Source organism: Dictyobacter sp. Z7_2 (assembly GCF_057551105.1).
Genome location: NZ_BAAJPE010000002.1, coordinates 4,156,870 through 4,182,293 on the forward strand (window position 1 = coordinate 4,156,870; position 25,424 = coordinate 4,182,293).

The following is a 25,424-nucleotide window of genomic DNA, read 5'->3' on the forward strand; positions in this document are numbered from 1 at the left end:
TAAAAAATACCTCTTTCTTTCCCATTGAAAATGCCTCGTCTACCGCTCGTAGTATCTGTAGAATCTACGTATTGTTGAGTGCAAGGTTTCAGATCTTTCCGGCTTAGTGACCAATAACTGTCTGAAGCTCTTTGACGATTTTTTCAAGCTGTTCTGCTGACTCATTCGATGTGCGTGAACCTTCATGTAGCTGTTCGGCGACCTCGGTTGCCAGTGTCAGGGCGGTATCCAATTTTTGATTACTGGAACCCAGATAGGTTGATGCGTTTTTTACATAGGCCATGAGCTGCGCGATTTGTTCAATGCGCATCATGTTCTCGCGCATGTCTACCTGTTGCCATGTTTGAGCCAGCGTATGTATCATCTGCAATAGTTCGCTGGATGCGATATCGGTGGCACGCGTATAATAATTCACCGATTTTAAGCCTACCTGTGAAGATTCAACCACCCACATCTGTGATGAGGCTGCGTCTTGCTGGCGACTGGATAATGCATTGAGATATTTACTATTATTCTGTAGCTCGGTCACGGCACGCATAATTGGACGCGAAATGCCTCGCCCCACCAGTAATCCGATGATGGCTACGACCAGTGAGGTTAGAATTGCCACGAAAATAATGTTTGTTTGTTGCTGTTGCGCTACCGCTGTCTCCGAGCTGACTGGGCTTAAAACGATATAGTTCCAGGGGACCAGCGCTGTATTCATTTGCTGTCGTACAATCTGGTATTGTGTTGTTTCTCCGGCTGGCTGTTCCTGGATGCTGGACGATTGCTTATCTGATTGAACTTCTCGTGCGATTGCTGGATCACTCACCAGAGAGATGGGTTGGGTTGAGCCGAAGCGTTCTTCGCTGCTCAAGATCTGTTGCTCGCTTGTGCCTAGCGGAGTCAAACTGGTGAAGCGTTGCCGGGTATCCGCATCGATAATGCGAATATTATTATCATCAACTATATAGGCATAACTATCTGCGCCATTGCTTCCTGTGTCGCCCTGGACAATACTTGTAATGTATCTGAGGTTGAGGGTGGCTCGTAAGATGCCGATAGGAGCCGGGGGCGATTTCGTGGTCTGCGTCGACGCTGCTGCGCTCGCTTGAGCCGTTGGGGTGGCCGCCATGATGGGGGCATAAATATCGACGGTGCTTTCGTTCGTCTGCGCTGAATAATAGACTGGCGAAATAAATGTTTTGCCTGCATTTACCAGTGCTAGATCTTCGGCTGGAATTAACGATTTTCCGTGTGCCTGGACGAGTTTGGGCGTAGGATAGGCCAGGAGTAGCTGTCCACTCTTGCTGAAGATCGTCCAGTCTTTGTAATCTTTACTGCGAATCATACCAATCTCAACAATATAGTATCCGCCAATTGTCGCATCGGTCTGAAAGTCCAGCGAACCCGGCTGATCGACGGTCAGCATCCTTTGGACGTTGGGGACCTGCGAGGCTGCTTGTTGAACCGTCTGGACATCGAGTACGCGCTCTTGCAAGTAGTTATTGATGAGTTGGACGTTGGTTTGGGCATCGCGCACCATGGTTTTATTGGCCTGGTTGATCAATGCTGGCGTTGTCTGTAGATAAATAAATGCGAATGTGACAATCAGTGGAATGATAGCTGCGAAGACAAGCGCTACAGAGATGAGAAAGGGTAAAGATCTCCATCGATGTTTGCGCGGCGAAGAACTATCCTGTTTAGCCATAATGATGGTTGGTTCCTTTTCTTGAAAACTGGTTGGAATTTATAGGAAGATAATACCGATGCGTTCTAAATCGTAGAGAAGTTTTTGGACCTCTTGTGGACTATGGTTCAATAGGCGTGCCAGATCCTGGAGATTCCTCTCTTCATTAATTAAGAGGAACAGGCGCATATGCAAACGAGATAAACCAGCGCTCTTCAGGTACTGTAGGCTTTCGGCTTCTTGATGCGTACGCCCGGGGATGATGAGAGCTGCCGGTGCGTTGAGTGGATCTTGCGAACGCATGCTGGCTCTTCCTCCGGGTATGCTATTGGTCGCCGATGCTTGAGAGTACGGAGGGATGGCTTTTTTCGCATTCATTGATTGCGATGGGATCGATGGGGGAAGGGGACTTGTCCTGGGGGGCATTGCAAGAGGAAGCTGCTGTGGTTCCGTGTTTGTCTCAACTGTCGCAAACATAAAGCGACATTCTTCCCAGCTGAGCAAGGCATTGAATGCCTTTTGACGCGATAACTTGCCCAGTTTGACATCTGTGATTGCTCCGTGTACGAACGTAATCCACCCCTCTTCGATGACCTTTGACTGGTGCGTTACCGTCAAGATGCCGCTCTTGTTGCCAAGCTGCAAAACCTGGATAACGCTTCTTAATTGAGATGCCTGAGTTCCACGTTCCGACATGGACATGTTCACCTTTAATAATGGTTAGAGTTGTAACATCCGGCAAAGTTTATGCATCTTTTTGGGTCTCTTGGGATTATTTCAGGAGCTAACACTATTTCTAGGTTGCTAACAACGCAATCTAGAAATGCTCACATAAATCAGTTGTATACTTTATCTCTGGTATATTAATAGTTGATGTGGTTTTATTGTAATCAAAGTGGTACGTCGGCGTTACCTGATCTGATCTATCTTTCCTTCATAGTATCTGAATAGTTTAGCTCATTATTACTTATAACGTTTTTACATATCTTCATCAAGGGGATGAGAGGGACAATCTAAAACTCCATTCGCTTCAAATTTTAAGGAAGATTGATGATTAACACCAATAGTCATAGGGCTTGACAGGAATGTCTGCCTGTGGCATAATCACAAAGCTGTCAAAAAGCGACAATCACTGCATCTTCTTCTGAGAGTATGTGCTCCTGTCCTTGTATATCAGTTGTGCCACGCTAAGGTGGCTCTCCGAGATTCATCTCGCTGGACCTTCCCAACATTGGTTGAGACTTTCCTGTAGGATGCGTTGGCTCTTTTTTCGATCCTCTGACCTGTCTTGACAGGCCGAACGACACGAATCACGAGTTTTCGGAACCGCGCAAAAAGAGCGCGAAAAACGCTTGACAAAGCACAAGGGATATGCGATACTACAGCTACGGAACGAGCGAGACACAAAACAACGAAACGCTCGACCCACACGAAAACAGACGTTTTCGTAGATTGTACCTTGACAACTGAAGAGTGGAAAGCAGAACAGTAACTGGAACACACAGGTGTTCCACGTTCCTGTCAATTCGGTCCCACATGTCATGTGTGGTGACCATTAATCTCTGCGAATTTATAGCCAATGTTAATGTAACTTGGTCATGATCGCAACTTAACGCATATGCTTTTTCGCATCTCGTCCGCTGTGATGAGGTGTTTTATAAAAAACATTTGATGGCGAGTTTGATCCTGGCTCAGGATAAACGCTGGCGGCGTGCCTAACACATGCAAGTCGAACGCTCTGAGTAATCAGAGAGTGGCGGACGGGTGAGTAACACGTGGGCAATCTACCCCGAGGTGAGGAATACCGGCGAGAAATCGCCGACAATACCGCATACGCTCCGCAAGGAGCAAAGTCTGCAAAGACGCCCTGGGATGAGCCTGCGCTCGATTAGCTCGTTGGTGGGGTAATAGCTCACCAAGGCTTCGATCGATAGCTGGTCTGAGAGGACGATCAGCCACACTGGGATTGAGAACGGCCCAGACTCCTACGGGGGGCAGCAGTGAGGAATTTTCGTCAATGGGGGCAACCCTGAACGAGCAACGCCGCGTGCAGGAAGAAGGTTTTCGGATCGTAAACTGCTTTTCTCTGGGACGAGAACGGACGGTACCAGAGGAATCAGCCTCGGCTAACTACGTGCCAGCAGCCGCGGTAATACGTAGGAGGCGAGCGTTGTCCGGAGTTACTGGGCGTAAAGCGCACGCAGGCGGTCAGATCAGTCTGGAGTGACAGTCGTCGGCTTAACCGACGAAGTGTTCTGGAAACTGTCTGACTTGAGGGCTTCAGAGGGACACGGAATTCCGGGTGGAGTGGTGAAATGCGTAGATATCCGGAGGAACACCAATGGCGAAGGCAGTGTCCTGGGAAGTACCTGACGCTCAGGTGCGAAAGCTAGGGGAGCGAACAGGATTAGATACCCTGGTAGTCCTAGCCGTAAACGATGACCACTAGACGTTGGGGGTATCGACCCCTTCAGTGTCGCAGTTAACACGATAAGTGGTCCGCCTGGGGAGTACGGTCGCAAGATTAAAACTCAAAGGAATTGACGGGGACCCGCACAAGCAGCGGAGCGTGTGGTTTAATTCGATGCAACGCGAAGAACCTTACCAAGGCTTGACATGGATTTGCACCAGCGGTAATGCGCTGTCTCTTCGGAGCGGATCCACAGGTGCTGCATGGCTGTCGTCAGCTCGTGTCGTGAGATGTTGGGTTAAGTCCCGCAACGAGCGCAACCCCTGTCGTTAGTTGAACTGATCTAACGAAACTGCCATTTCAAAATGGAGGAAGGCGGGGATGACGTCAAGTCAGCACGGCCCTTACGCCTTGGGCGACACACACGCTACAATGGTCAGGACAAAGAGTTGCCAACCCGCGAGGGGGAGCTAATCTCGTCAAACCTGGCCTCAGTTCAGATCGGAGGCTGAAACTCGCCTCCGTGAAGGTGGAGTTGCTAGTAACCGTAGGTCAGCACACTACGGTGAATACGTTCCCGGGTCTTGTACACACCGCCCGTCACACCACGAAAGTTGGCAACACTTGAAGCCGCTGGGCTAACCCTTCGGAGAGGCAAGCGTCGAGGGTGGGGTCAGTGATTGGGGTGAAGTCGTAACAAGGTAGCCGTACCGGAAGGTGCGGCTGGATCACCTCCTTTCTAGGGAGCTACCGTCGAGGTTCGTGGATTCCATGAACGTTTCTAACTCGACGCACTTCCAGGTCGACACAGGACATGGTACATCTGTCCAGCATATCTGCGCTGGTTTCCACTCTCCAGAGGTTGGGGTTTCGCCCCACGGGCTACGGCTTGTGGTGTGCGCCAATCTTGCACGTTTACAACTGCATAGGATATCTCTTCAATTTTGCTGAGCACACAGTGTGGTCAGCCGAAACTGAAGCAGAGGATCGAAAGTTTTTATCACCAACAGATAAAATGTCAAGCATTCAAGACATGACAAAGATGTAGAGAACAAGCTACACAGAGTACGAGGTGGATGCCTTGGCGCTGAAGACCGAAGAAGGACGCGGAGACCGGCGAAACGTTTGGGGGGAGCTGCATGCAAGCGATGAGCCCCAAGATTCCGAATGAGGCAACTCTTCCAGAGTGATGTCTGGAAACCGCCTGCTGAACACATAGGCAGTGACGGGGGGCAGTGGGTGAACTGAAACATCTCAGTAACCCGACGAAAAGAAATCAACCGAGATTCCCGTAGTAGTGGCGAGCGAACCGGGAACAGCCCAAACCGGAGGTTCTTCGGAACAACCGGGGTTGTAGGACCGATATCAAGCAATGATGAACTACTCGAAGGCGTTGGAAAGCGCCACCAGAGCGGGTGAGAGTCCCGTAGAGGACGGTTTGTCAACGTGGATCGGTATCCTGAGTACCACGAGGCACGTGAAACCTTGTGGGAAGCTGGGGGGACCACCCTCCAAGGCTAAACATCTTCAGCGACCGATAGCGAACAAGTACCGTGAGGGAAAGGTGAAAAGCACCCCGAGAGGGGGATGAAAGAGACCCTGAAACCACGTACTCACCAGCAGTCAGAGGCCACTGTCTCTTGCGAGACCAAGGGCTAATGGCGTGCCTTTTGTAGAATGATCCGGCGAGTGCATCGTCGTAGCCTGGTTAACCAACGGTAAAGTTGGGGAGCCACAGAGCAATCGAGTCTGAACAAGGCGACCGTTGCGGCGATGCGACCCGAAACCGTGTGAGCTATCCATGAGCAGAGTGAAGCGGATGTGACAGTCCGTCGAGGCTCGAACCCACCAGTGTTGCAAAACTGGGGGATGACTTGTGGATAGGGGAGAAATTCCAATCGAACACGGAGATAGCTGGTTCTCCCCGAAATGTATTGAGGTACAGCTGCATGATTGAGAACTATCCTGGAGGTAGAGCACTGAATGGGCTAGGGGCCTTTTGCGGGTTACCAAACCCAACCAAACTCCGAATGCCAGGACAGATTGCATGCAAGTGAGACAGTGGGGGCTAAGCTTCATTGTCGAAAGGGAAACAGCCCAGACCATCAGCTAAGGTCTCTAAATATGCGCTTAGTGTCAAAGGGAGTCATTTCGCCCAAACAGCCAGGATGTTGGCTTAGAAGCAGCCATCATTGAAAGAGTGCGTAATAGCTCACTGGTCGAGTGGAGTGGCACCGACAACGTATCGAGGCTCAAGCGCGTTACCGAAGCTATGGAATTTTCTTTGACGTTTACGTCAAAGAGGGTTGGTAGGGGAGCGTTCTGGAGGCAGAGAAGCCAGATTGAAAGAACTGGTGGAGCGTCCAGAAGTGAGAATGCCGGAATGAGTAGCGTCATGTCTGTGAAAACCAGACACACCGAATGCCTGAGGGTTCCTGGGCACCGTCAATCGTCCCAGGGTGAGTCGGGTCCTAAGCCGAGGACGTCATAGTCGTAGGCGATGGAAAGCAGGTTGGACATTCCTGCACCGGAGTACTTCGTTACGAGCAATGGGGGGACGCGGTAAGGAAGGTGAGCCCATCGAATGGACAGGATGGGTCTGTATATGGAAGCGCGACGCCGAGGAAAATCCCGGAGTCCTGTGCGTGACCAGTGCAGCGAGCGGTCGCAAGACTGCGGAAGTCATTGCGCCCTACGCCGCCAAGAAAAGCCTCTCGCCAGAAGCCTACTCCGCCCGTACCGCAAACCGACACTGGTAGGCAGGGGGAAATCTCCCCAGGTGATCGAGCGACCCTCTGTTAAGGAACTCGGCAAATTGACCCCGTACCTTCGGAAGAAGGGGTGCCCTAGTAGCGATGTCTTTTCGGAGATGGCGTGAGGGGGTTGCAAGAAATTGGCTCAACCGACTGTTTACCAAAAACACAGGTCTCTGCGAACGCGAAAGCGGAAGTATAGGGGCTGACTCCTGCCCAGTGCCGGAAGGTTACGAGGAGCGGTGATCGTAGCTGCGAATCTAAGCCCCGGTGAACGGCGGCCGTAACTATAACGGTCCTAAGGTAGCGAAATTCCTTGTCGGGTAAGTTCCGACCCGCACGAAAGGAGTAACGAGTTGAGCACTGTCTCGACAGAGGACTCGGCGAAATTGAAGTACCCGTGAAGATACGGGTTACCCACGACAGGACAAAAAGACCCCGTGGAGCTTTACTACACCTTGATCTGGATACGAGGTGGATCGTGCGTAGCATAGGTGGGAGTCGGAGAACCTATCCTTGTGGGGGTAGGGGAGACAGCAGTGAAATACCACTCTCGATACAGTTTGTGTCTCATGCGTCACCGTGATCCGGGACGCAGACAAGGTCAGGCGGGTAGTTTGACTGGGGCGGTCGCCTCCCAAAGAGTAACGGAGGCGCCCAAAGGTTCCCTCAGGGTGGATGGACATCACCCATAAGAGTGTAAAGGCAGAAGGGAGCTTGACTGCAAGACGGACAGGTCGAGCAGGGACGAAAGTCGGGCTTAGTGATCCCACATTCCCGAGTGGAAGGAGTGTGGCTCAACGGATAAAAGCTACCCCGGGGATAACAGGCTTATCTTGCCCAAGAGTTCACATCGACGGCAAGGTTTGGCACCTCGATGTCGGCTCGTCGCATCCTGGGGCTGGAGTAGGTCCCAAGGGTTGGGCTGTTCGCCCATGAAAGCGGCACGCGAGCTGGGTTCAGAACGTCGCGAGACAGTTCGGTCTCTATCCGTCGTGGGCGTAGGAGAATTGAGGGGCGTCATCTCCAGTACGAGAGGACCGAGATGGCTTGACCGCTGGTGTGCCAGTTGGCCTGCCCAGGCCACAGCTGGATAGCTATGTCAAGAAGGGATAAGCGCTGAAGGCATCTAAGCGCGAAGCCGCACCCAAGATGAGTTCTCCCAACACTTTCGAGTGTTTAAGATCCCAAGCAGACGACTTGGTAGATAGACGACACGTGGACATCCGGTAACGGACGGAGCGAAGTCGCCCTAATGATCGAGCGGCTTGTTTCACAATGTATCTTCATCATGGACTTTGAATGCGGGTTCTCTGCTTCAGCAATTGGCTGACAGCACGGTGCTCGGCAAAATTGAGGACAGATCCTATGCAGTATGTACTCTTTCGAGAAGAGAGGCTTTACTCACACGAGTAAGGTCTTTTTTTGTTGGACCGTAACGTCGTAAGCTTGACAAGAATAAGCTCAAGAACTATTCTAATAAAGGAACACGTAAATCTTTACATGTTCCTTTATTTATACAGTTTTCTCTTCAACCAGAGCAGCCTTAAGGAGATGTACTGTGAGCACATTCGATGTCAACACCCCCGCTGAGGACTCTTCTACACGTCAGGAGACCAATGGATTTATTCGCAGTATTAAATTACCTACTGCGATTGCCATTAACATGACCCAGATGTGTGGTATTGGACCATTTATCACAATTCCACTTATGGTCGCAGCCTTTGGTGGTCCACAGGCCATCATCGGCTGGATCGCGGGAGCTATTCTGGCTCTGGCCGATGGATTGGTCTGGTCCGAACTTGGTGCTGCCATGCCCGGTGCTGGTGGAACGTATATTTATTTGCGCGAGGCATTTCAGTATCGTACGGGACGCCTGATGCCTTTCTTGTTTGTCTGGACGATCGTTCTTGCGATCCCTCTGATTATGTCCACTGGCGTGATTGGAATCGTCCAATATATGGGCTACCTGTGGCCGAATATGAGCTGGATCGAAATCCATGGAATTTCCCTTTTAATTGTCGCGCTCGTTGTCTTTGCGCTCTATCGACGCATCGAATCGGTGGGGATACTTACTAATATCCTGTTTGGTATTATGTTGCTCACGATTGGGACAGTCATTGTTGCCGCATTGACTCACTTTCAGGCATCACTTGCATTTGCCTATCCAGCCAACGCGTTTACACTTGACGGCCACTTTTTTGCTGGCCTGGGTGCTGGCCTGCTGATTGGCATCTATGATTACCTGGGATATAACACGACGGCCTATATGGGAGATGAGATTAGTAATCCTGGTCGTGTGATTCCCTGGTCTATTATCGTTTCCGTGTTTGGTATCATGCTCCTCTATCTCGTATTGAATATTGGCGTGCTGGGAGTGGTTCCCTGGCAGACTGTGGAGGGCTCATCCTCGATTGCTTCACTGATTCTGGAGACTGTCTGGGGCAAAGGTGTATCCAGCGTCGTGACTGTTCTGATCATTATTACGGCCTTCGCCTCAGTTTTTACGGGCCTGCTGGGCGGCTCGCGGGTCCCATACAACGCGGCACGCGATGGATTGTTCTTTCGTCAGTTTGGCCGATTGCATCCACGATTACACTTTCCCCATATCGCTCTCATCGTGATGGGCTTAATTACTGCCATTGGCTCCTTCTTTACGTTAACAGTAGTTCTCAATATGTTGATCGCCGTTACCGTAATTGTTCAGGGTATAGGACAGATCGTCGCTTTGATTGTGTTAAGACGGAGACAACCACAACTGAAACGTCCATATCACATGTGGCTCTATCCGTTGCCGTGCGTCATTGCTTTGATTGGTTGGGGTTATGTCTATTATGCCAGCACGTTGCAGCCCATATTACTCTCGTTGGGATGGCTCGCGATCGGCGTGATTGCCTTTCTTATCTGGGCACGTGTTGAGCATACATGGCCTTTCGGGCCAAAAGAGATTCGCGAGGCCTACATCGAAAAGGAAGTATAATTGAAATAATAGATCTGCGATGCTTCGAAGAGAGACTTTACTCGTTATGAGTGAAGCCTCTTTTTGTTATGGTGTGGTAATCATCTGCTTTTGTTTGTCATTGGGGACGACCTCCGTTATAATGTGTCTTGATTCTATGGTGCTGCTTGCGTCTGGTAGGTTGCACTTTATATGCATAAAATTTTTTATAGTGAGAGGTCAAAGAATGCCCTATCGTTCTTCATATATATATACTGAACACGTGCGGATGTGGCGTACGCCCTCGCTACTGCTTGTCTTATGTTCGCTCTTGCTTCTCTTATCGGCCTGCACGAAGAGCGGGACGCTGATCGGGAATGGGACGCCCGCAGCGACGCAGACTTTGACGATTCCTCTGATCGGAGTCACCAATGCGCCGGCGTTCGATCCAACGCTTGAGCAGGATGCCAATGGCCGCATTCTGATGAATATGCTCTATAGCGGGCTGGTGCGTACAGATCGAACATCGCAAGTGATCCCAGATCAGGCGACCTGGGATATCTCATCTAATCACAAGATCTATACATTTCACCTCAAGTCGGGCATTACTTTTGCCGATGGTACGGCAGTGACCGCTCAGACCTATGTTGACTCCTGGACGTATGCCTTCCGTGCCACCAACCAATCCTCGCAGATTGCGGCTGAAGCCTCTATTATTGATGGGGTGAGTCAATTGCACACAGGGAAGTCCAAAGTACTCTCAGGTGTGCGTGCGCTTGCTACAGATACCTTGCAGGTGACACTGACCCAACCGGCACCCTATCTATTGGCCCAATTGGCGAACCCTCTCTTTTTTCCGATGAACCTGAAGCTGGTAGCGGCCTCTCAAGGAGCAACATGGCCGGTCTCAGTTGTCAAGCAGGGAGTGGGTACGGGTCCATTTATCGTGAAAGACGTTGTACCGGGGATAAGCATGTTGCTGGTGCCCAATCCTCATTACTATGGAAACAAGTTAACATTGACTCAGGTGACCGTCTCCTTTCAGAATGATGCGCGTGTCGCCTACACAGCCAACCGAAATAGCAATTATGATCTGGTCTGGAACCTGGTGCAGGATGATCAACTAGCAGCTAATCAACTCCAGGGCTTTACGAGTGCCGAGCTGCTTCAGACCGATGCTTTATTTTTTAATATCACACAGGCACCATTTAATTCTGTCGCGGTTCGCCAGGCCTTTGCGGCAGCCATCAATAAGCAAACATACGCTCAGACTACTTTAGGCAACACTGCCCTACCGGCGGGTAGTATGTGGCCATCCAATCTGTCATGCTTTCAAGGCAAGCAGTACACCAAAGTAGCTGATCCGTCGTCCGCGGTGGCGTCCTACAACACCGCGCAGGCTAAGCGCCTGCTGAAATCCGCTTATCCTGATCAAAAGAGCATTCCAGCCATCACCTTTTCGTATCCGGTTGGTCAGATGACTCCCGCGATGGCCACTGCACTACAACATATGTGGCAGGCCTTGCCGGGCATCAAAATCAACGTGCAGTCATTGGATCTCTACTCTTATCAACAAGAGCTAAAAAATCATACACTCCAATTTGGCTTGATCAATTGGAAAGCTAAATTCGCAGATCCGTATGCCTTTGCAGAGCCTTTTCTCTCCACTTCCTCGCAAAACGTAGCACAGTGGCACAACTCTGACTATGATCAATTGATCACTCAAGCTAATGCGGCAACAGGTGCTCAGCGCCAGAGTCTCTACAGTCAGGCTGAACAAGTATTGCTGAAGGATGCACCGGTGATTCCACTTGATCATCAATGTATGGCCGGACTGATCCCCAACTGGATTGAGGGTATTTCTATCAATGCGCAGGGACTCTACTTTGGGGATTGGTCGCAGGTGAAGATTTTGAGCCATACATAACTTTGATGTGCGTGCTAAAATTGTGGTGGGCTGCTTTGATCTTTTCTGACAGCCAGAGGAAATTGATGATGAGGAAGATAAATTAACACATGTATCTAGATAAACCATTACAAACATATCTTGATGATCTGGCGTCGGCGCAGTCGACGCCGGGAGGTGGCTCGACTGCTGCTCTGAGCGGAGCTATGGGTTCTGCACTGGTCTGTATGGTCTCGCGTCTGACCTTGAGCAAGGCTGATTATGCCCCTGTTCATGAAGAGATTGAAACGATTATCTCGCGGGCTGAGGGACTGCGGAGTCGCTTTCAAGAGTTGATGCAGGCTGATATCGATGCCTATGGAAAGCTGTCTGCCTGCTTTAAATTGCCGCGTGCCACGGCTGAGGAGAAAGCTTTGCGGACGCATGCGATCCAGGCCAGCCTGGTGGATGCCGCTCTGGTCCCGCTTGAGATGGCTGATCTGGCGGCGGAGCTGGTGCACTATTGTCAGCGCGTGGCGGAGATCGGCAATAAAAATGTCCTGAGCGATATCGCGACCGCTTCTATGATGGCGTCAGGAGCCGCTACAGGAGCTTCCTGGATGGTGTATGCCAATATTAACTCGCTCAAGGATGCCACGCGTGTAGAGACGTTGAAACAACGTCTGCATACTGCTCTGGATGCTGTGGCCGTGGGAAGCCAGCGTGTGGTGACGACGATAGGGGAAAGAGTTTGACTGCTACAATTTTGAATGGTCGCGCGATGAGCGCGGAGTTGAAGAACGAGCTACGTGAGGATGTGCAGCGTTACAGACAAGCATATGATCAGGCACCTGGGCTGGTGATCGTGCGAGTTGAAGGGGATGCAGCCTCTGGTTTTTATAGTAAAGCCATCCTGCGTTTTGCCAACGATATTGGTGTGACGGCTCGTTTAGAATCGTTATCCGAGCAGACCTCAGCCGACGAACTGCGTGATACGCTGCTGCATTTGAATGCTGATCCTGCGGTGCATGGCATTATTGTGCAGATGCCTTTGCCTGAGCATCTTTCGCAAGAGATCGTCGTGAACACGCTTGCGCCTGAGAAAGACATCGATGGTATCAGCGTCCTGAGCGCGGGTAAGCTCGCGCTGGGACAGCCAGGCTTCCAACCATCGACAGCGGCCGCCGTGATGGAGATTCTCGCACGGAGCCAGACTCCTCTGGCGGGCAAGCATGTCGTTGTGTTGGGACGAAGTAATGTGGTTGGTAAGCCATTGGCCTTGCTCCTATTGCAGCAGCATGCGACTGTTACCATCTGTCATTCGCGCACTACCGATCTACCATCCTTCACGCGTCAGGCCGATATTCTGATCGCAGCCGTCGGGCGTCCATTGATGGTGAAAGCCGAGTGGATACGTCCGGGAGCGGTAGTGATCGATGTGGGCATCAATGCGTTGCCCGAAGGAGGTATGGTGGGGGATGTAGACTATGCAACTGCTCAGGATGTGGCCGGAGCGCTTACGCCGGTTCCTGGAGGCGTCGGACCCCTGACGAATGCATTGCTTTTGAAACAATGTGTCGAGGCTGCCTGGCGCCAGTCCTCCACGCGCGTGTAATCCTTAATTTATCGCACATCCTGTGCCAGGGCGCTCAGATATCAGATCAGGTGAGCGCCCTGGTACGGCTAGCCTGGTTCAGAGCTTTGCAACGTAAACCAGAAGGTCGTGCCTCGCCCCGGCTTGCTCTCAACGCCGACCTCGCCTCCGTGACGCTCTATAATCGAGCGGCTAATATAGAGCCCCAGGCCAAAACCTATGCCTGATCCACTCTGTACCTCTGTCTGTTGCACGCGATAAAAGCGTTCCCAGATCCGTTTCTGATCTTTCGCTGTGATACCTGGTCCATCGTCGTGGACGGCGATACGTATCTTCGAGCCTTCGCGTCGAACATCAATGCTGACAGGCCGATTTTCCTGACTGTACTTGAGGGCGTTCGAGAGGTAGTTTGTAAGTACCTGCTCGATGTGGTCACGATCGATCCTGACCTTGAGCGTTTTTTCCAGGTCATTCATCTGGATGGTGCGATTAGGGTTGAGCTGCCGTTGCTGATTGACGATTTCTTGCACCAGGGTCGACAGATTTTGCTCTTCTAAGCGTAGCTCCAGCTTTTTATCCTGGATACGCGAAATCAGTACCATGTCGTTGATGAGCTGGGTCAGGCGGCGAATCTGATTATCTGCTCGCGTGAGGAGAATCTGGATGTTCTCAAAACTTTGTTTATGTTCTTCAAGCGTGATATTTGTACGCTGTATCTCACGTCTGGTTGTCCGCAGAAGGATTTGAATTGTCCCTTTGATTGTTGTGATTGGCGTTTTGAGCTCATGAGCGGTCACTCCTAAAAAGTCGTTCATACGCTGATTGGCTTCGTGCCAGGCAATACGATGAGCCTGGGCCTCTGCCTGCTGCGTGGCTGTGCCCTCCTTCGACTCGGCTGATGATGCCTGCTGTCCCACTTCAGTCTCTAAAAGTTTTTCTAGCTCTGTCTGTGTGCCAAATGCCTGCTCGAACTGGCTGCGAATTGTTTCATCTTTTTCCTGGACCGTTTCTGGATCAGCCTCTATCCAGTTATGGCATGTGCGAATGTGGGCAAAAAGCGCCGTGAGGAAAGCGTAGTGTTCTCCCAGGAGGCGCTGGAGCTCTTTGCGGCAATGAGGCGCACGTTGTCGTTGTATGAAGAGATGAGCAATACAGGCGAAGAAGGCAATTTCCATCTGCATATCCTGCTGTGGCCAGGAGTTGAAGGTCTGGGGAACACCTTGCATGCGTGTCACATGTTGCATAATCTCTTGCTCGGTTGGCAGAGGCGTGCGTAAGAGCGTTATAATCTCATCGGCTGCTACCCCGTGCGTGTTGAGCACAATGCAGTGATGACGCAGGTCATAGGGTATCGCGCAGATGTACGAGAGATAGATGAAGATCTTCTCTTTGACGACTGGAGGCAGCGGGTTGTCAATGTAGGTGACACTCGTCTGATGCCAGAACGAAGCTAACAACTCGACGTTATTCTGGACGGCTGTGAAGTATGGGGGAATAAAGCCAAAATATTCCTTGATGTCATGCAATAATGATGAGGTAGTCAATTGATTTGAATCAGGCATCTTTTATTCCTCCAAATTAGATTTGATTGCCACAGGTGATACTTATCTATCCTCGCAAGTATCAGAAGGTAGGTATCATCAATTTTTGTGCGTTGTCGGTGGGGATAATAATGTTATAGTGGCATACATCTGCTTTGGTGGTTGTCATGTATGTATATATCTTTATCTCCACAATCGATAAGCATAAAAGTGATTGCTTTGACAACTCTCTCTATGGGTAACGGTTCAGGAGTGTTATTTAGATGCATGCTTGTCTCTTTGTTGAGCATGCATCTAAGGTGAAATATAAAAATGTGGGCAGATATTGGTTCTCTTTGCTGGTCTGTGGAGGAGATAGGATTGGTTATGCTCTTCCCGATTGTCGCCGACGAGCCGAGGCGGCATTTTTTCTTCGCTCTCGACGACGTTGAGCCTGTGCCGCACGCTGTTGAGGGGTGAGATCGGGCGGATTTGTCGTTGTCTCGGTCTCTACTATATGTTCTGCCGCGACCGGGCTAGCTACCCGTGTATTTTGGGCGCGCCGCGACCTGATGCGTTGGAATAATAGGACTCCCAGGATAACTGCCGCGAGAATCAGGGCCACGGTATAGAGAGGGATGACAATGAACGCTTGCGATTCTGGGAAGAAACCACTGGAAATGCCAGCGTTCAGCAGCAAGACGATCCCCAGCAGCGCGTATTCAAAGCCAGTTAAAATCGCTGTCTGCTTGTACCAGATAGCCCGACGGCCCAGCGCTCGTATCGCCTGCATACGCTTGCGTCCCATATAGAGATTAAAGAGCCCGATGGCGATAAAGAGCACGCTTAACAGTGCTGCAAAACGTGCATCAATACGAAACATATATGATAACTCCTCAAGTAGCATCGTGCCCTCGGGCAGATGTTCCACTCGACGTATGATCAAGCACACGAGCATGTGACGCTACTATATTAATGATGTATTGATATCATACAACTTTTTGTCGGTATGAGAAAATCGTGATCGGCGTGAAATTTATAGCTCAATTGAGTGTCACATATAAGGAATATGTTCTGTATGCATGATGTTTTCCTTTCTATATGAGATTTTTAAGCTGAGTGTTTGAGATTTTGGCAGAATGTCTGCAATTTGAAAGTAGGGCACTGTATCGCGTGAGCGCTGGCTATTGCAGGCCGGATTGCTTCTCCTAAGGTGTTTTCCTGATGAGATATCGGGAATTAAAGACTTGACTAACCCAAAAAAAACGCTAAAATCTCTATAGACTATAAATTATTTAGAGGTTTATGAGGTTTGCATGCATATCATTGTTGTCGGCGTTGATCACACTACCGCTCCTATTGCATTGCGTGAGCGCCTCGCATGTTCTGCTCGTTATATCCCGCAGCAACTCCAGGAGGCCCGCAAGGTCTCCGCTGAAAGTGTGCTCCTTTCCACCTGTAATCGCGTGGAGCTCTATGCTGTTTGCCAGGATGTGACTCAGGGACGTCGCGCTTTATTACAGGTTCTCAGTGAGACGCGTCAGGTGGATCTTGCCGAATTGGAATCCTATTGTTATTGCTTCTCCGATCGGCGTGCCGTCGCACATCTCTTTGGAGTCACCAGTGGCCTTTTCTCGCTGGTGCCAGGTGAGCCGCAGATTCAGGGGCAGGTGGTCGATGCGCTGGAGATTGCTCAAGGTGGTAGCTTTGCGGGACCTTTGACCTCGGCATTATTTCGAGCGGCCGTTGTCGCGGGAAAACGTGCACGTAGTGAGACCAGCATTAGTCGCAATGCCGTCTCATTGAGCCATGTTGCCGTGCAACTGGCGCGTCACCTGTTAGCAGATTTTCACCAGGCGCATGTGTTGCTGATTGGTTCAGGCAAAATGAGTGAACTGGCAGCTCGTAATCTCAAAGATAACGGAGCTCGTCAGGTTGTGCTTGTCAATCGCACCCAGGCGCATGCTGAAGAGCTGGCGGCCGCACTTGAGGCGACCCTGCGTCCTTTCCAGGAGCTTCCGGAGGCGTTAGTCGATGCTGATGTCGTTATCAGTTCGACTACGGCTCCGCATGCGATTCTGACTCCTGATTTGATGACACAAGTTATGGAACAGCGTCAGCAGCGCTCGCTATTGCTGATCGATATCGCCATGCCACGCGATGTTGATCCGGCGGTAGGAGAGCTGGCTGGCATCCATCTTTATAACCTGGATGACTTGCAGTCCGAGGTCGAGCGAGGTATCCAATTACGCTTACAAGAGACCGAGCATGTGCAGGCCATTATCGAGGAAGAAGTTCAAGCTTTTGAGCGTTGGCAAGCGTCCCTCAGCGTCGTAAGCACGATCAGCGATATGCGTCAGCGTGCTGAAGCCGTGCGCCAGCAGGAATTGACGCGCACCCTGCGTCAACTTTCTCCTACACTTTCCGAGCGTGAATTGGGCGTGGTCCAAGAATTAACCCATCGTTTAATGAATAAATTATTGCATACTCCAACCTTGAAATTAAAGGAAGCGGCAGTGGCGGGTCAGGGACATATCTATACTGAAGCTATGCGCTATCTGTTTGACCTGGAAGAGAATAATCATGAAAGTGACCATCGGAACACGAGCCAGCCGGCTCGCAATGATACAGACCAATTGGATCATTGCCAGATTACATCAGCAGTGGCCCAATCTTGAGGTTGAGGTCCAGCAGATTCGTACCACTGGCGATCGTGTTACCAGCATGCCGCTCTCGCAGATCGGCAGCGACGGCGTCTTTGTGACGGAGATCGAGAATGCCTTACACGATAGGCGGATCGATATTGCAGTTCACAGCCTGAAAGATTTGCCGACCGTACAGCCAGAGGATCTGAGTCTGGTTGTCGTGGGACCACGCGAAGATGCCCGTGATATCTTTGTGTCGCGTGTGCCCTTTGAGATTGTCGATCGTACATTGCAGCCAGTCGCAGCAACGGATCAGAGTATCCCCTTGCGGGTCGGTACCTGTAGTCTGCGTCGTACCGCGCAACTCAAAGAAATTGCCCCTCAGGCAGAGATCTTATCGCTGCGTGGTAACGTTGACACGCGCCTGCGCAAGCTCGATGCTGGCGAGTATGATGGCATTGTACTGGCAGCAGCTGGACTGCATCGCATGGAGATGCAGGAGCGCCTGGCGGGGCGTATGACATATTTCCCTTTTGAAATGTGCTTACCTGCTCCGGGTCAGGGAGCCATCGCGCTTGAATGTCGTAGCGAGCCTGGCCTGCTGGAGCTCCTGCTGCCTTTGCGTGACGATCTCGTCCAGGCGGCAACCAGTGCTGAGCGCATGTTTATGTATCGCCTGGGAGCTGGTTGCTATCTGCCGGTAGCAGCATACGCCTCCGTAGCTGGCGAGATATTGACGCTGAATGGGCTGGTGGCGAGCCTGGATGGCGAGAAGCAGATCCGTCTCGAACGTTCTATCGCCTGGACCGCTACGTCGACGCTGGCAGCGGCCGAGCTGTTGGGAATTGCTCTGGCCGAGCAAGCTCTGGAGCTCGGAGCGCAGGATATCATTCGCGAGATCGCTCTTCCTCGTGACCAGGAGCGTCTGAATGTCTGAACTACATGGAGCTGCCTTGCAGGGGAAGCGTATTCTGGTGACACGTACACGAGAACAGGCGAGTGTGCTGAGCGAGCAGCTCCGGGTCCTGGGTGCGACACCCATTGAGTTTCCGACTATTCGTATCGTGCCACCTCAGGACTGGACTGTTCTGGATGCCGCTCTGACGCGCTTATATACGCGGGAGCAGCCTGTCTACGATTGGCTGATCCTGACCAGTGCGAACGGTGTCCACATCTGCATGCAGCGCTTACGTACTCTGGGTTACGATCCCGCCGCCCTACGCGGTGTTCGTGTGGCCACCATCGGACCGGCCACGGCGGCAGCCTTGCAGCAATACGGCGTCGCCACCAACCTGATCCCGGATGAGTATATCGCTGAAGGAGTGGCCAGTGCTTTATTTGCCGATGCGCATGACCATCAGATATCATTGAAGGGACAGCATATCTTGCTTGCCCGTGCCGCCGAGGCGCGTAAAGTTCTGGTCACGGAGCTTGAGCAGGCGGGTGCTCTGGTGGATGAGGTGCCTGCTTATACGACTGTTACCGTCGATCGCGATGACGAGCAGGGACGTCAGATCCTCCAACTCTTGCAACAGAGGCAACTCGACCTGTTAACCTTTACCAGCTCATCTACTGTCAGAAATTTTGTGCTCTGGCTCCGTAGCTGCGCTCCTGACAGTGACGCGGCAGAGGCTCTGCTGGAGATGGTTCGGCAGAACGTCCAGCTTGCCAGTATTGGTCCCATTACATCGCAGACCGCGCGTGAGCTAGGCCTCAAAGTTACAATTGAAGCCAAAGAATTCACTATTAATGGTCTGGTTCAAGCGCTAGTGTTATATTTTTCTCCTCACAGATGAGGCGCGTGCGGCACATATTTCGTTATGAGCGCAACGTTTCTGTGAAGACTTTTATCAATAGGACGCGAGGAAATTATGGTAGAGCAAGCAACTCATACACAGACAAATGATACCCCACAGGTAGCTGCCAATCCGGCCCCTGCCCAGCCCAAAGCGAAGCAGCCTCGACAGCTTGTACGTTTTAGCTTTTATAAATTGGATAAGCAGTGGCAGTTATTGCCTGCCGATGTGCGTGAAGAAGGCAAGCGACAGCTCAAACAGATCTACAGCGACTATGCTGCTCAGGATGAACTCATCCGCACGTTTTCTCTTTACGGCGTCCGCTCGGATGTCGATTTTATGATCTGGCAGGCGACCTACGATATTGATAACTTACGCCATCTCAATAGCCTGTTCCGCCGCAGTATCATGGGTCCCTATCTGATTGAGGAGCGCTCTATGCTCTCTATGACCAAACGGTCAGTATATGTAGGCAAAAACGCTCGTGGAGCCCATGATCCGCGTCTGGTGATCACGCCGGAGGATAGAAAATATCTGTTCGTCTATCCTTTCATCAAGACGCGTGCCTGGTATGCCCTCTCGATGGAGGAGCGCAAGCGCATGATGGGTGAGCATATTCGTGTTGGCCTGACCTATCCGAGTGTCTCGCTCAACACCACCTACTCATTTGGCATCGACGACCAGGAATTCGTGGTCGCCTTCGAGACTGATAATCTCTCAGACTTTCTTGATCTCGTCCAGGAGCTACGCGAGACCGAGGCCAGTATGTATACACTGCGCGATACGCCTATGTATACCTGTATTGCTGAGCCATTTGATCAGATTTTAGAATCTTTGGGAGCGTAAACGATGGTCACATCAGACTCAAGCACGTTTTCGCTGGAGCATTCTCATACGCTGTATGAGGAAGCGCTGGAGCTCCTGCCCGGAGGCGTAAACAGTCCTGTACGAGCCTTCCGCGGTGTGGGAGGTGAGCCTGTTTTTATCGAGCGAGCAGAGGGGCCATATCTCTATGATGTCGATGGTCATCGCTACCTGGATTATGTTCAGTCCTGGGGGCCGATGATTTTAGGGCATACTCATCCCTCGGTCGTTGAGGCGGTCATCGAGGCCAGTCGACGCGGCTTTAGCTTTGGAGCTCCCACGGCGGCGGAGAGTGAGCTTGCACGTCTGGTGATTGACTCGGTGCCTTCCGTCGAGATGATCCGCTTTGTCAACTCAGGCACCGAGGCGACTATGAGCGCTTTGCGCCTGGCTCGTGCCTATACGCGACGCGATAAGATCATCAAGTTCAGTGGCTGCTATCACGGACATGCCGATATGCTGCTGGTTCAGGCTGGATCAGGTGTGGCGACCATGGGCCTACCCGATAGTCCTGGCGTCCCGGCATCTACCACGTTGAATACACTGACGGCCAGCTATAACGACGCCGCTGCGGTAGCGGCTCTTTTTGCCCGTTATCCCGATGAGATTGCGGCGGTAATCGTGGAGCCGATTGCTGCCAATATGGGCCTGGTGCCTCCCGTGCCAGGCTTTTTAGAGCGTTTGCAAGAGTTAACGCAACAATATCATGCGCTCCTGATTTTCGATGAGGTGATGACCGGATTCCGCGTCGCTCTGGGAGGAATGCAGGAGCGCGTACAGATGACTCCTGACCTCACCTGCTTTGGAAAAATCATCGGAGGAGGTCTACCGGTCGGTGCCTACGGTGGACGGCGTGAGATCATGCAACTTGTCGCCCCGGCTGGACCAATGTATCAGGCAGGAACGCTCTCGGGCAATCCACTTGCCATGGCAGCTGGCATTGCTACACTCAAAGAACTGCGCAAGCCGGGACAATACGAACTCCTGGAGAGCAAAGGCCAATTTTTAGAAGAAGGCATCAAGAAGGCGTTACGTGATAAGCAGATCGAAGCCCAATTCAAGCGTATTGGAGCCATGTTCTGTCTCTACTTTACCGCCGAACCAGTACACAACTACGAAGACGCCAAACGTTCAAACACAGAGTACTTCGCGCAGTATTTCTGGCGCATGTTGGAACGTGGCATCTATCTGCCGCCATCGCAATTTGAGTCATGTTTTATCTCGCTGGCCCTCACGGACGCCATGCTTGAAGAAACAATCCAAGCGCTCTCTGAGACCCTGACGATGTCCATGTGACGTACGATCAAGCCGGCGATGTTGCGCTCTTTCAAAGGTCATCGCAACATCACCTGGACAAGAACGATGATCCCTTGCGCCAGGCGTCCAAGTCAGCCGACGTAGCGGCGCGGCTCCGCCGTGCTGTCACTGGACGCACGACACCGTCCCACGTGCTGATGGAAGCAACGCCGACGAGACAATTCAGAGTGGGAAGATCACGCAATGGAACCCCATGTGGAGCATGGTCGTACGAGTCACAGACAGCACAGCGGAGCCGCGCCGCTACGTCGGTGGGCGTCTTCTTTGAAATGTAATATTTTCCATACGAACTAGCCTATGTAGGAGGCAATATGAATAATTTTCCGCATGTCCGTTTGCGGCGTTTGCGCCAGAGCGAGAAGTTGCGTGGCCTGGTTCGCGAGACGCATCTGCGTGTCGACCAGTTGATCTATCCAATGTTTATTGCGGAGGGCCTGACGGAGCCGCGTGAGATCTCGTCGATGCCAGGTATCATGAACTGGCCGCTTGACCAGATCGGGCAAGAGGTCCAACGGATCGCTGCATTAGGCATCCCGGCGGTCTTGCTCTTTGGCATTCCCAATGAGAAGGATGAAGTTGGCTCGCAAGCATACGCCGAGACAGGAGTTATCCAGGAAGCGATCCGCCGCATCAAGGCGGCCTCGCCTGAGACGCTGATTGTAACCGATGTCTGCCTGTGCGAATATACCAGTCATGGACATTGTGGCGTGATCCATAACGGGACCGTTCAGAATGATGAGTCGCTGACTTTGCTGGCACAGATGGCTCTCTCGCATGTTGAGGCGGGAGCCGATATCGTTGCCCCTTCCGATATGATGGATGGTCGCGTGGGCACCCTGCGCCATGTCCTGGATGAGCATGGCTATAATCAGACGCCGATCATGGCCTATTCGGTTAAATACGCCTCTGGCTTTTATGGACCGTTTCGCGAGGCTGCTGGCTCGACGCCCCAATTTGGAGATCGCCGCTCCTATCAGATGGACCCGGCCAATGTGCGCGAGGCTTTGCGCGAGTTGGAACAGGATATCCTGGAGGGTGCCGATATGGTGATGGTGAAGCCTGCGCTGTCCTATCTGGATGTCATTCGTCAGGTCCGTGATCATTGTGACCTGCCGCTGGTGGCCTACAATGTGAGTGGCGAGTATTCGATGGTCAAAGCGGCGGCTCAGCAGGGCTGGATCGATGAGCAGCGTGTGGTGATGGAGATCCTCACGGGTATTCGTCGTGCGGGAGCCGATATGATTATCACTTACTTTGCGCCTGAGGTTGCGCAGTGGTTGAGGGAGTAGTTGGGATCAGGTAAAAAGCGCTGGTCAGTTGTTGATAAGCGCTTTTTATTTTGTCTAGGATCGTTTCATACGGCTGGCTACAAAACGACAGAAACCCGCGAATAATAATGCTTTACTGGCCTCGCCCATCAAGGCGGCCAGGAAGCCGATAGTTAGCCCAACGGTAATACCAATTCTGCCCGCTGGATGGCGCATAAGTTGTTGAAGTGCCTGCATATCTGCTTGCCTCTTCTCGTGAAGTGAAATCATATTTGAAAACTACACACGGATCAACTCATCTTAAGTCGTAATCAGATTTTTCTGTGAAGAACCGTGATCCTATTCATTGCAAGGTAGCATATACAGGCTATTTTTGTCCAGCAGCGGGACAAGAGATTTGAAAGATACTACAATGGGCGTATTCCAAAAAGCCGACCTGAAAAGAGCAATGGAACAGTGATTTTTATCGAAGTGGTAACCGCAAATTAAGCGGCCTCTGGCGTACTCTGAAGGTCCTATGGTGGCCAAAAGGTTTGAAAAAAGTACGGACCGGGAAATCTTGTTACTATTCGCTACTCTACTGCGTTTTTCTTTGGTATAAGCTGCTAAATTTATTAAGGATTTTCTAAGCTTTCTCTAAGGTGGCTTTTTCTAATGTTAAGGTTTGTCGTTATTCTAGATTTTCAAAAGAGAGAAGTGTTGTGTAATGGTTGGGATGAACGAACTCAATCGCACATATCTGCCGATTAATTCGTATGGCGTCATCGGAGATTGCCATTCAGCGGTACTTGTATCGCCAGATGGGTCAGTAGACTGGGGATGTCTACCGGACTTTGATAGCCCGGCCATCTTTTGTCGTTTGTTGGATGCTGAACGCGGCGGGTATTTCCAGATCGCTCCAAGCGAAGGAACTATTCCTGGTTCACAGCGTTATCTACGCGGAAGCAATGTCTTGCAGACACGTTTTGCCAGCATTGCTGGTGAGATTGTTCTCACCGATTTTATGCCCGTTGAGACGTTGAATGCGTGGCCTTATCAAGCCATGAGTAACAATACCTGGACACGCGAAGATGGCTCTTGCCATTGTCTGGTACGCATCGTTGAGTGCGTCCACGGCGAGATGTCTGTGACTATGCGGCTCAAAGTCAGCCCCAATTATGCCTCTGATATGAGCGGGGTTGAACTCATTTCTGAACACCTGGGCGCTTTGATCTCAGGTGGTGATCAGCATGTTGCGCTGGCTATCGTGGGAGCATCCTTGCTGCCATCCTATTCGGTGCAAGTGGTGAAAGAAGAGAACGAACTTCATCCATCGGTCGTGGCGAAGGTCGTATTACGCGAGGGAGAGCGCTTGCTCTTCGCGGTTGGCATGGGCCGTACCGCACGTGCTGCTCGTCGACTCGTGCAGGAAGAATTGCCGACGCGTAACTTTGACGCGGAGCTGGCCTTTACCCTCCACGCCTGGCGTACCTGGATTGCCGGCAGCACCTATCAGGGTCCCTATGCCGATAAAGTTGAGCGTAGTGCGCTGGCCTTGAAGCTGATGACCTATGCGCCATCGGGATCCATTGTGGCCGCCCCGACGACCTCCTTACCAGAACACATGGGTGGAATTCGTAACTGGGATTATCGCTTTACCTGGTTGCGTGATGCAACCTTCACTCTCTATGCATTTAATGTGCTGGGCTTCACTGAAGAAGCACGCGCCTTTACTCACTGGTTGCGTCGCCTCTCTTACGCAAATGGTGAAGACCTTCAGATTATGTATGGCATACGAGGTGAACGCGAGCTCCCTGAACAATTGTTGCATCATCTCAGTGGGTACTGTGACTCCAGTCCGGTACGTATCGGGAACGATGCCGCGCACCAGAAGCAGATGGACGTCTTTGGCGAGGTGCTTGATTGTATCCATATGTATCGCCGCCAGGGCTGCTTCGAGCGCTATGGCGAGACGCTGGATGGACCTCTCTGGAGCATGATGCGCATGCTGGTTGACCATGTCTGTGCGCATTGGCACGAGCCAGATGCTGGTATCTGGGAAGTACGCGGCGAGCCACGACATTTTGTCTACTCAAAAGTTATGTGCTGGGTCGCTCTGGATCGTGGTATTCGTGCCGCAGAACAGATGGGACTTGAGGCTGATCTTGTGCGTTGGAACACCATTCGCGATCAGATTCGTGCCGATATCCTGATCAATGGCTATGATACGCATCTGGGAGCCTTTACGCAATCCTACGGTTGTGGCGCACTGGACGCCTCCAATTTATTGCTGCCCCTGGTCGGTTTTATCGCGCCCGATGATCCACGCATGCGCTCGACCGTCGACCGCACTATCGAGCAGCTGACCGACGAGCAAGGTTTTGTCTATCGCTATCGCTCGGATGATGGCCTGGAGGGAGAAGAAGGAACCTTCGCCATCTGTACATTCTGGCTGGTGGATAATCTCGCCATGCAGGGACGGGTTGATGAGGCTCGCTCATTATTCGAGCGCTTGACTTCATACGCTAGCCGTCTGGGATTATTCTCTGAAGAAATTGATACGAAAGATAACGTGGCACTGGGTAACTATCCCCAGGCGTTCACGCATATCGCGCTCATCAACAGTGCAAACAACCTGCGCAAAGCAGAGATTCGCCTCTCTGAACATCACACGGATCCTGTGATTGCAGCCATTCGTTTGCAGAAACAGCCTTAAGAGCTCAGAAAATTTATTATCCCGCAATCATTTCATTTATCAAGATCGAAGGCGCTTACAAGCGCCC

The 25,424-nt window shown here is 51.5% G+C and carries 17 protein-coding genes and 2 rRNA genes; 14 read left to right on the top strand and 5 right to left on the bottom strand.

Translation table 11 applies throughout. The features are described from left to right. Positions 1 to 103 precede the first annotated feature (103 nt). Both AC27N8_RS30895 and AC27N8_RS30900 read right to left on the bottom strand, forming a co-directional pair. Positions 104 to 1,693 carry a hypothetical protein gene (locus AC27N8_RS30895; RefSeq protein ID WP_487072741.1) on the bottom strand — a complete coding sequence of 530 codons (1,590 nt, stop codon included), beginning with the start codon at positions 1,691 to 1,693 and terminating at the stop codon, positions 104 to 106. Positions 1,694 to 1,732: 39 nt separating this feature from the next. Continuing rightward, positions 1,733 to 2,368, bottom strand: a complete 636-nt coding sequence (locus AC27N8_RS30900; protein WP_487072743.1) for a DUF4388 domain-containing protein — start codon at positions 2,366 to 2,368, stop codon at positions 1,733 to 1,735. Between the two features lie 972 nt (positions 2,369 to 3,340). On the opposite strand from AC27N8_RS30900, the gene AC27N8_RS30905 reads away from it, so the two are divergent. From AC27N8_RS30905 to AC27N8_RS30930, 6 genes are all read left to right on the top strand, one after another. Beyond that, positions 3,341 to 4,821: ribosomal RNA gene (locus AC27N8_RS30905) — 16S ribosomal RNA — on the top strand. A gap of 310 nt (positions 4,822 to 5,131) precedes the next feature. Next, positions 5,132 to 8,111, top strand: a 23S ribosomal RNA gene (locus AC27N8_RS30910). Together the 16S and 23S rRNA genes form the textbook arrangement of a ribosomal RNA operon. A gap of 285 nt (positions 8,112 to 8,396) precedes the next feature. Beyond that, on the top strand, positions 8,397 to 9,815 hold the full coding sequence (locus AC27N8_RS30915; RefSeq protein ID WP_487072745.1) for an APC family permease: 1,419 nt from the start codon (positions 8,397 to 8,399) through the stop codon (positions 9,813 to 9,815). Between the two features lie 205 nt (positions 9,816 to 10,020). Next, the gene (locus AC27N8_RS30920) at positions 10,021 to 11,700 is read left to right on the top strand and encodes a peptide ABC transporter substrate-binding protein (protein WP_487072747.1); all 1,680 of its coding nucleotides are present in this window, start codon (positions 10,021 to 10,023) and stop codon (positions 11,698 to 11,700) included. A gap of 89 nt (positions 11,701 to 11,789) precedes the next feature. Further along, positions 11,790 to 12,413, top strand: a complete 624-nt coding sequence (locus AC27N8_RS30925) for a cyclodeaminase/cyclohydrolase family protein (RefSeq protein ID WP_487072749.1) — start codon at positions 11,790 to 11,792, stop codon at positions 12,411 to 12,413. Continuing rightward, the gene (locus tag AC27N8_RS30930) at positions 12,410 to 13,273 is read left to right on the top strand and encodes a bifunctional 5,10-methylenetetrahydrofolate dehydrogenase/5,10-methenyltetrahydrofolate cyclohydrolase (RefSeq protein WP_487072751.1); all 864 of its coding nucleotides are present in this window, start codon (positions 12,410 to 12,412) and stop codon (positions 13,271 to 13,273) included. Before AC27N8_RS30925 ends, AC27N8_RS30930 begins: the two co-directional genes overlap by 4 nt. A 68-nt stretch (positions 13,274 to 13,341) precedes the next feature. Here the strand turns inward: AC27N8_RS30930 and AC27N8_RS30935 are convergent, their stop codons facing one another. Both AC27N8_RS30935 and AC27N8_RS30940 read right to left on the bottom strand, forming a co-directional pair. Beyond that, positions 13,342 to 14,814 (bottom strand): sensor histidine kinase, encoded by a 1,473-nt coding sequence (locus tag AC27N8_RS30935; RefSeq protein ID WP_487072753.1) that lies wholly within the window; start codon positions 14,812 to 14,814, stop codon positions 13,342 to 13,344. 343 nt (positions 14,815 to 15,157) lie between these two features. Continuing rightward, positions 15,158 to 15,655 (bottom strand): hypothetical protein, encoded by a 498-nt coding sequence (locus AC27N8_RS30940; protein ID WP_487072755.1) that lies wholly within the window; start codon positions 15,653 to 15,655, stop codon positions 15,158 to 15,160. A 433-nt stretch (positions 15,656 to 16,088) separates the two neighbouring features. Between AC27N8_RS30940 and hemA the strand changes: the two genes are divergently transcribed. From hemA to hemB, 7 genes are all read left to right on the top strand, one after another. Next, entirely contained in the window at positions 16,089 to 17,450 is a 1,362-nt protein-coding gene (gene hemA, locus AC27N8_RS30945; RefSeq protein ID WP_487072757.1) for a glutamyl-tRNA reductase, read from the top strand. Continuing rightward, complete coding sequence (hemC, locus tag AC27N8_RS30950) at positions 17,356 to 18,354, top strand: hydroxymethylbilane synthase (RefSeq protein ID WP_487072759.1); 999 nt, start codon at positions 17,356 to 17,358, stop codon at positions 18,352 to 18,354. The genes hemA and hemC overlap by 95 nt, the downstream gene beginning before the upstream one ends. Continuing rightward, positions 18,347 to 19,213: a uroporphyrinogen-III synthase gene (locus AC27N8_RS30955; protein WP_487072761.1), complete on the top strand. Its 867-nt coding sequence runs from the start codon at positions 18,347 to 18,349 to the stop codon at positions 19,211 to 19,213. Before hemC ends, AC27N8_RS30955 begins: the two co-directional genes overlap by 8 nt. Positions 19,214 to 19,288: 75 nt before the next feature. Beyond that, on the top strand, positions 19,289 to 20,059 hold the full coding sequence (locus AC27N8_RS30960) for a chlorite dismutase family protein (RefSeq protein ID WP_487072763.1): 771 nt from the start codon (positions 19,289 to 19,291) through the stop codon (positions 20,057 to 20,059). Between the two features lie 3 nt (positions 20,060 to 20,062). Continuing rightward, on the top strand, positions 20,063 to 21,373 hold the full coding sequence (hemL, locus tag AC27N8_RS30965; protein WP_487072765.1) for a glutamate-1-semialdehyde 2,1-aminomutase: 1,311 nt from the start codon (positions 20,063 to 20,065) through the stop codon (positions 21,371 to 21,373). Beyond that, entirely contained in the window at positions 21,370 to 21,669 is a 300-nt protein-coding gene (locus AC27N8_RS30970) for a hypothetical protein (protein ID WP_487072767.1), read from the top strand. The genes hemL and AC27N8_RS30970 overlap by 4 nt, the downstream gene beginning before the upstream one ends. A 36-nt stretch (positions 21,670 to 21,705) precedes the next feature. Further along, a complete protein-coding gene (gene hemB / locus AC27N8_RS30975) occupies positions 21,706 to 22,683 on the top strand; it encodes a porphobilinogen synthase (RefSeq protein ID WP_487072769.1) in 978 nt (325 codons plus the stop codon). A gap of 54 nt (positions 22,684 to 22,737) precedes the next feature. Here the strand turns inward: hemB and AC27N8_RS30980 are convergent, their stop codons facing one another. Continuing rightward, entirely contained in the window at positions 22,738 to 22,899 is a 162-nt protein-coding gene (locus AC27N8_RS30980) for a hypothetical protein (protein ID WP_487072771.1), read from the bottom strand. Positions 22,900 to 23,368: 469 nt separating this feature from the next. On the opposite strand from AC27N8_RS30980, the gene AC27N8_RS30985 reads away from it, so the two are divergent. Next, on the top strand, positions 23,369 to 25,357 hold the full coding sequence (locus AC27N8_RS30985) for a glycoside hydrolase family 15 protein (RefSeq protein WP_487072773.1): 1,989 nt from the start codon (positions 23,369 to 23,371) through the stop codon (positions 25,355 to 25,357). The last annotated feature ends 67 nt before the right edge of the window (positions 25,358 to 25,424 follow it).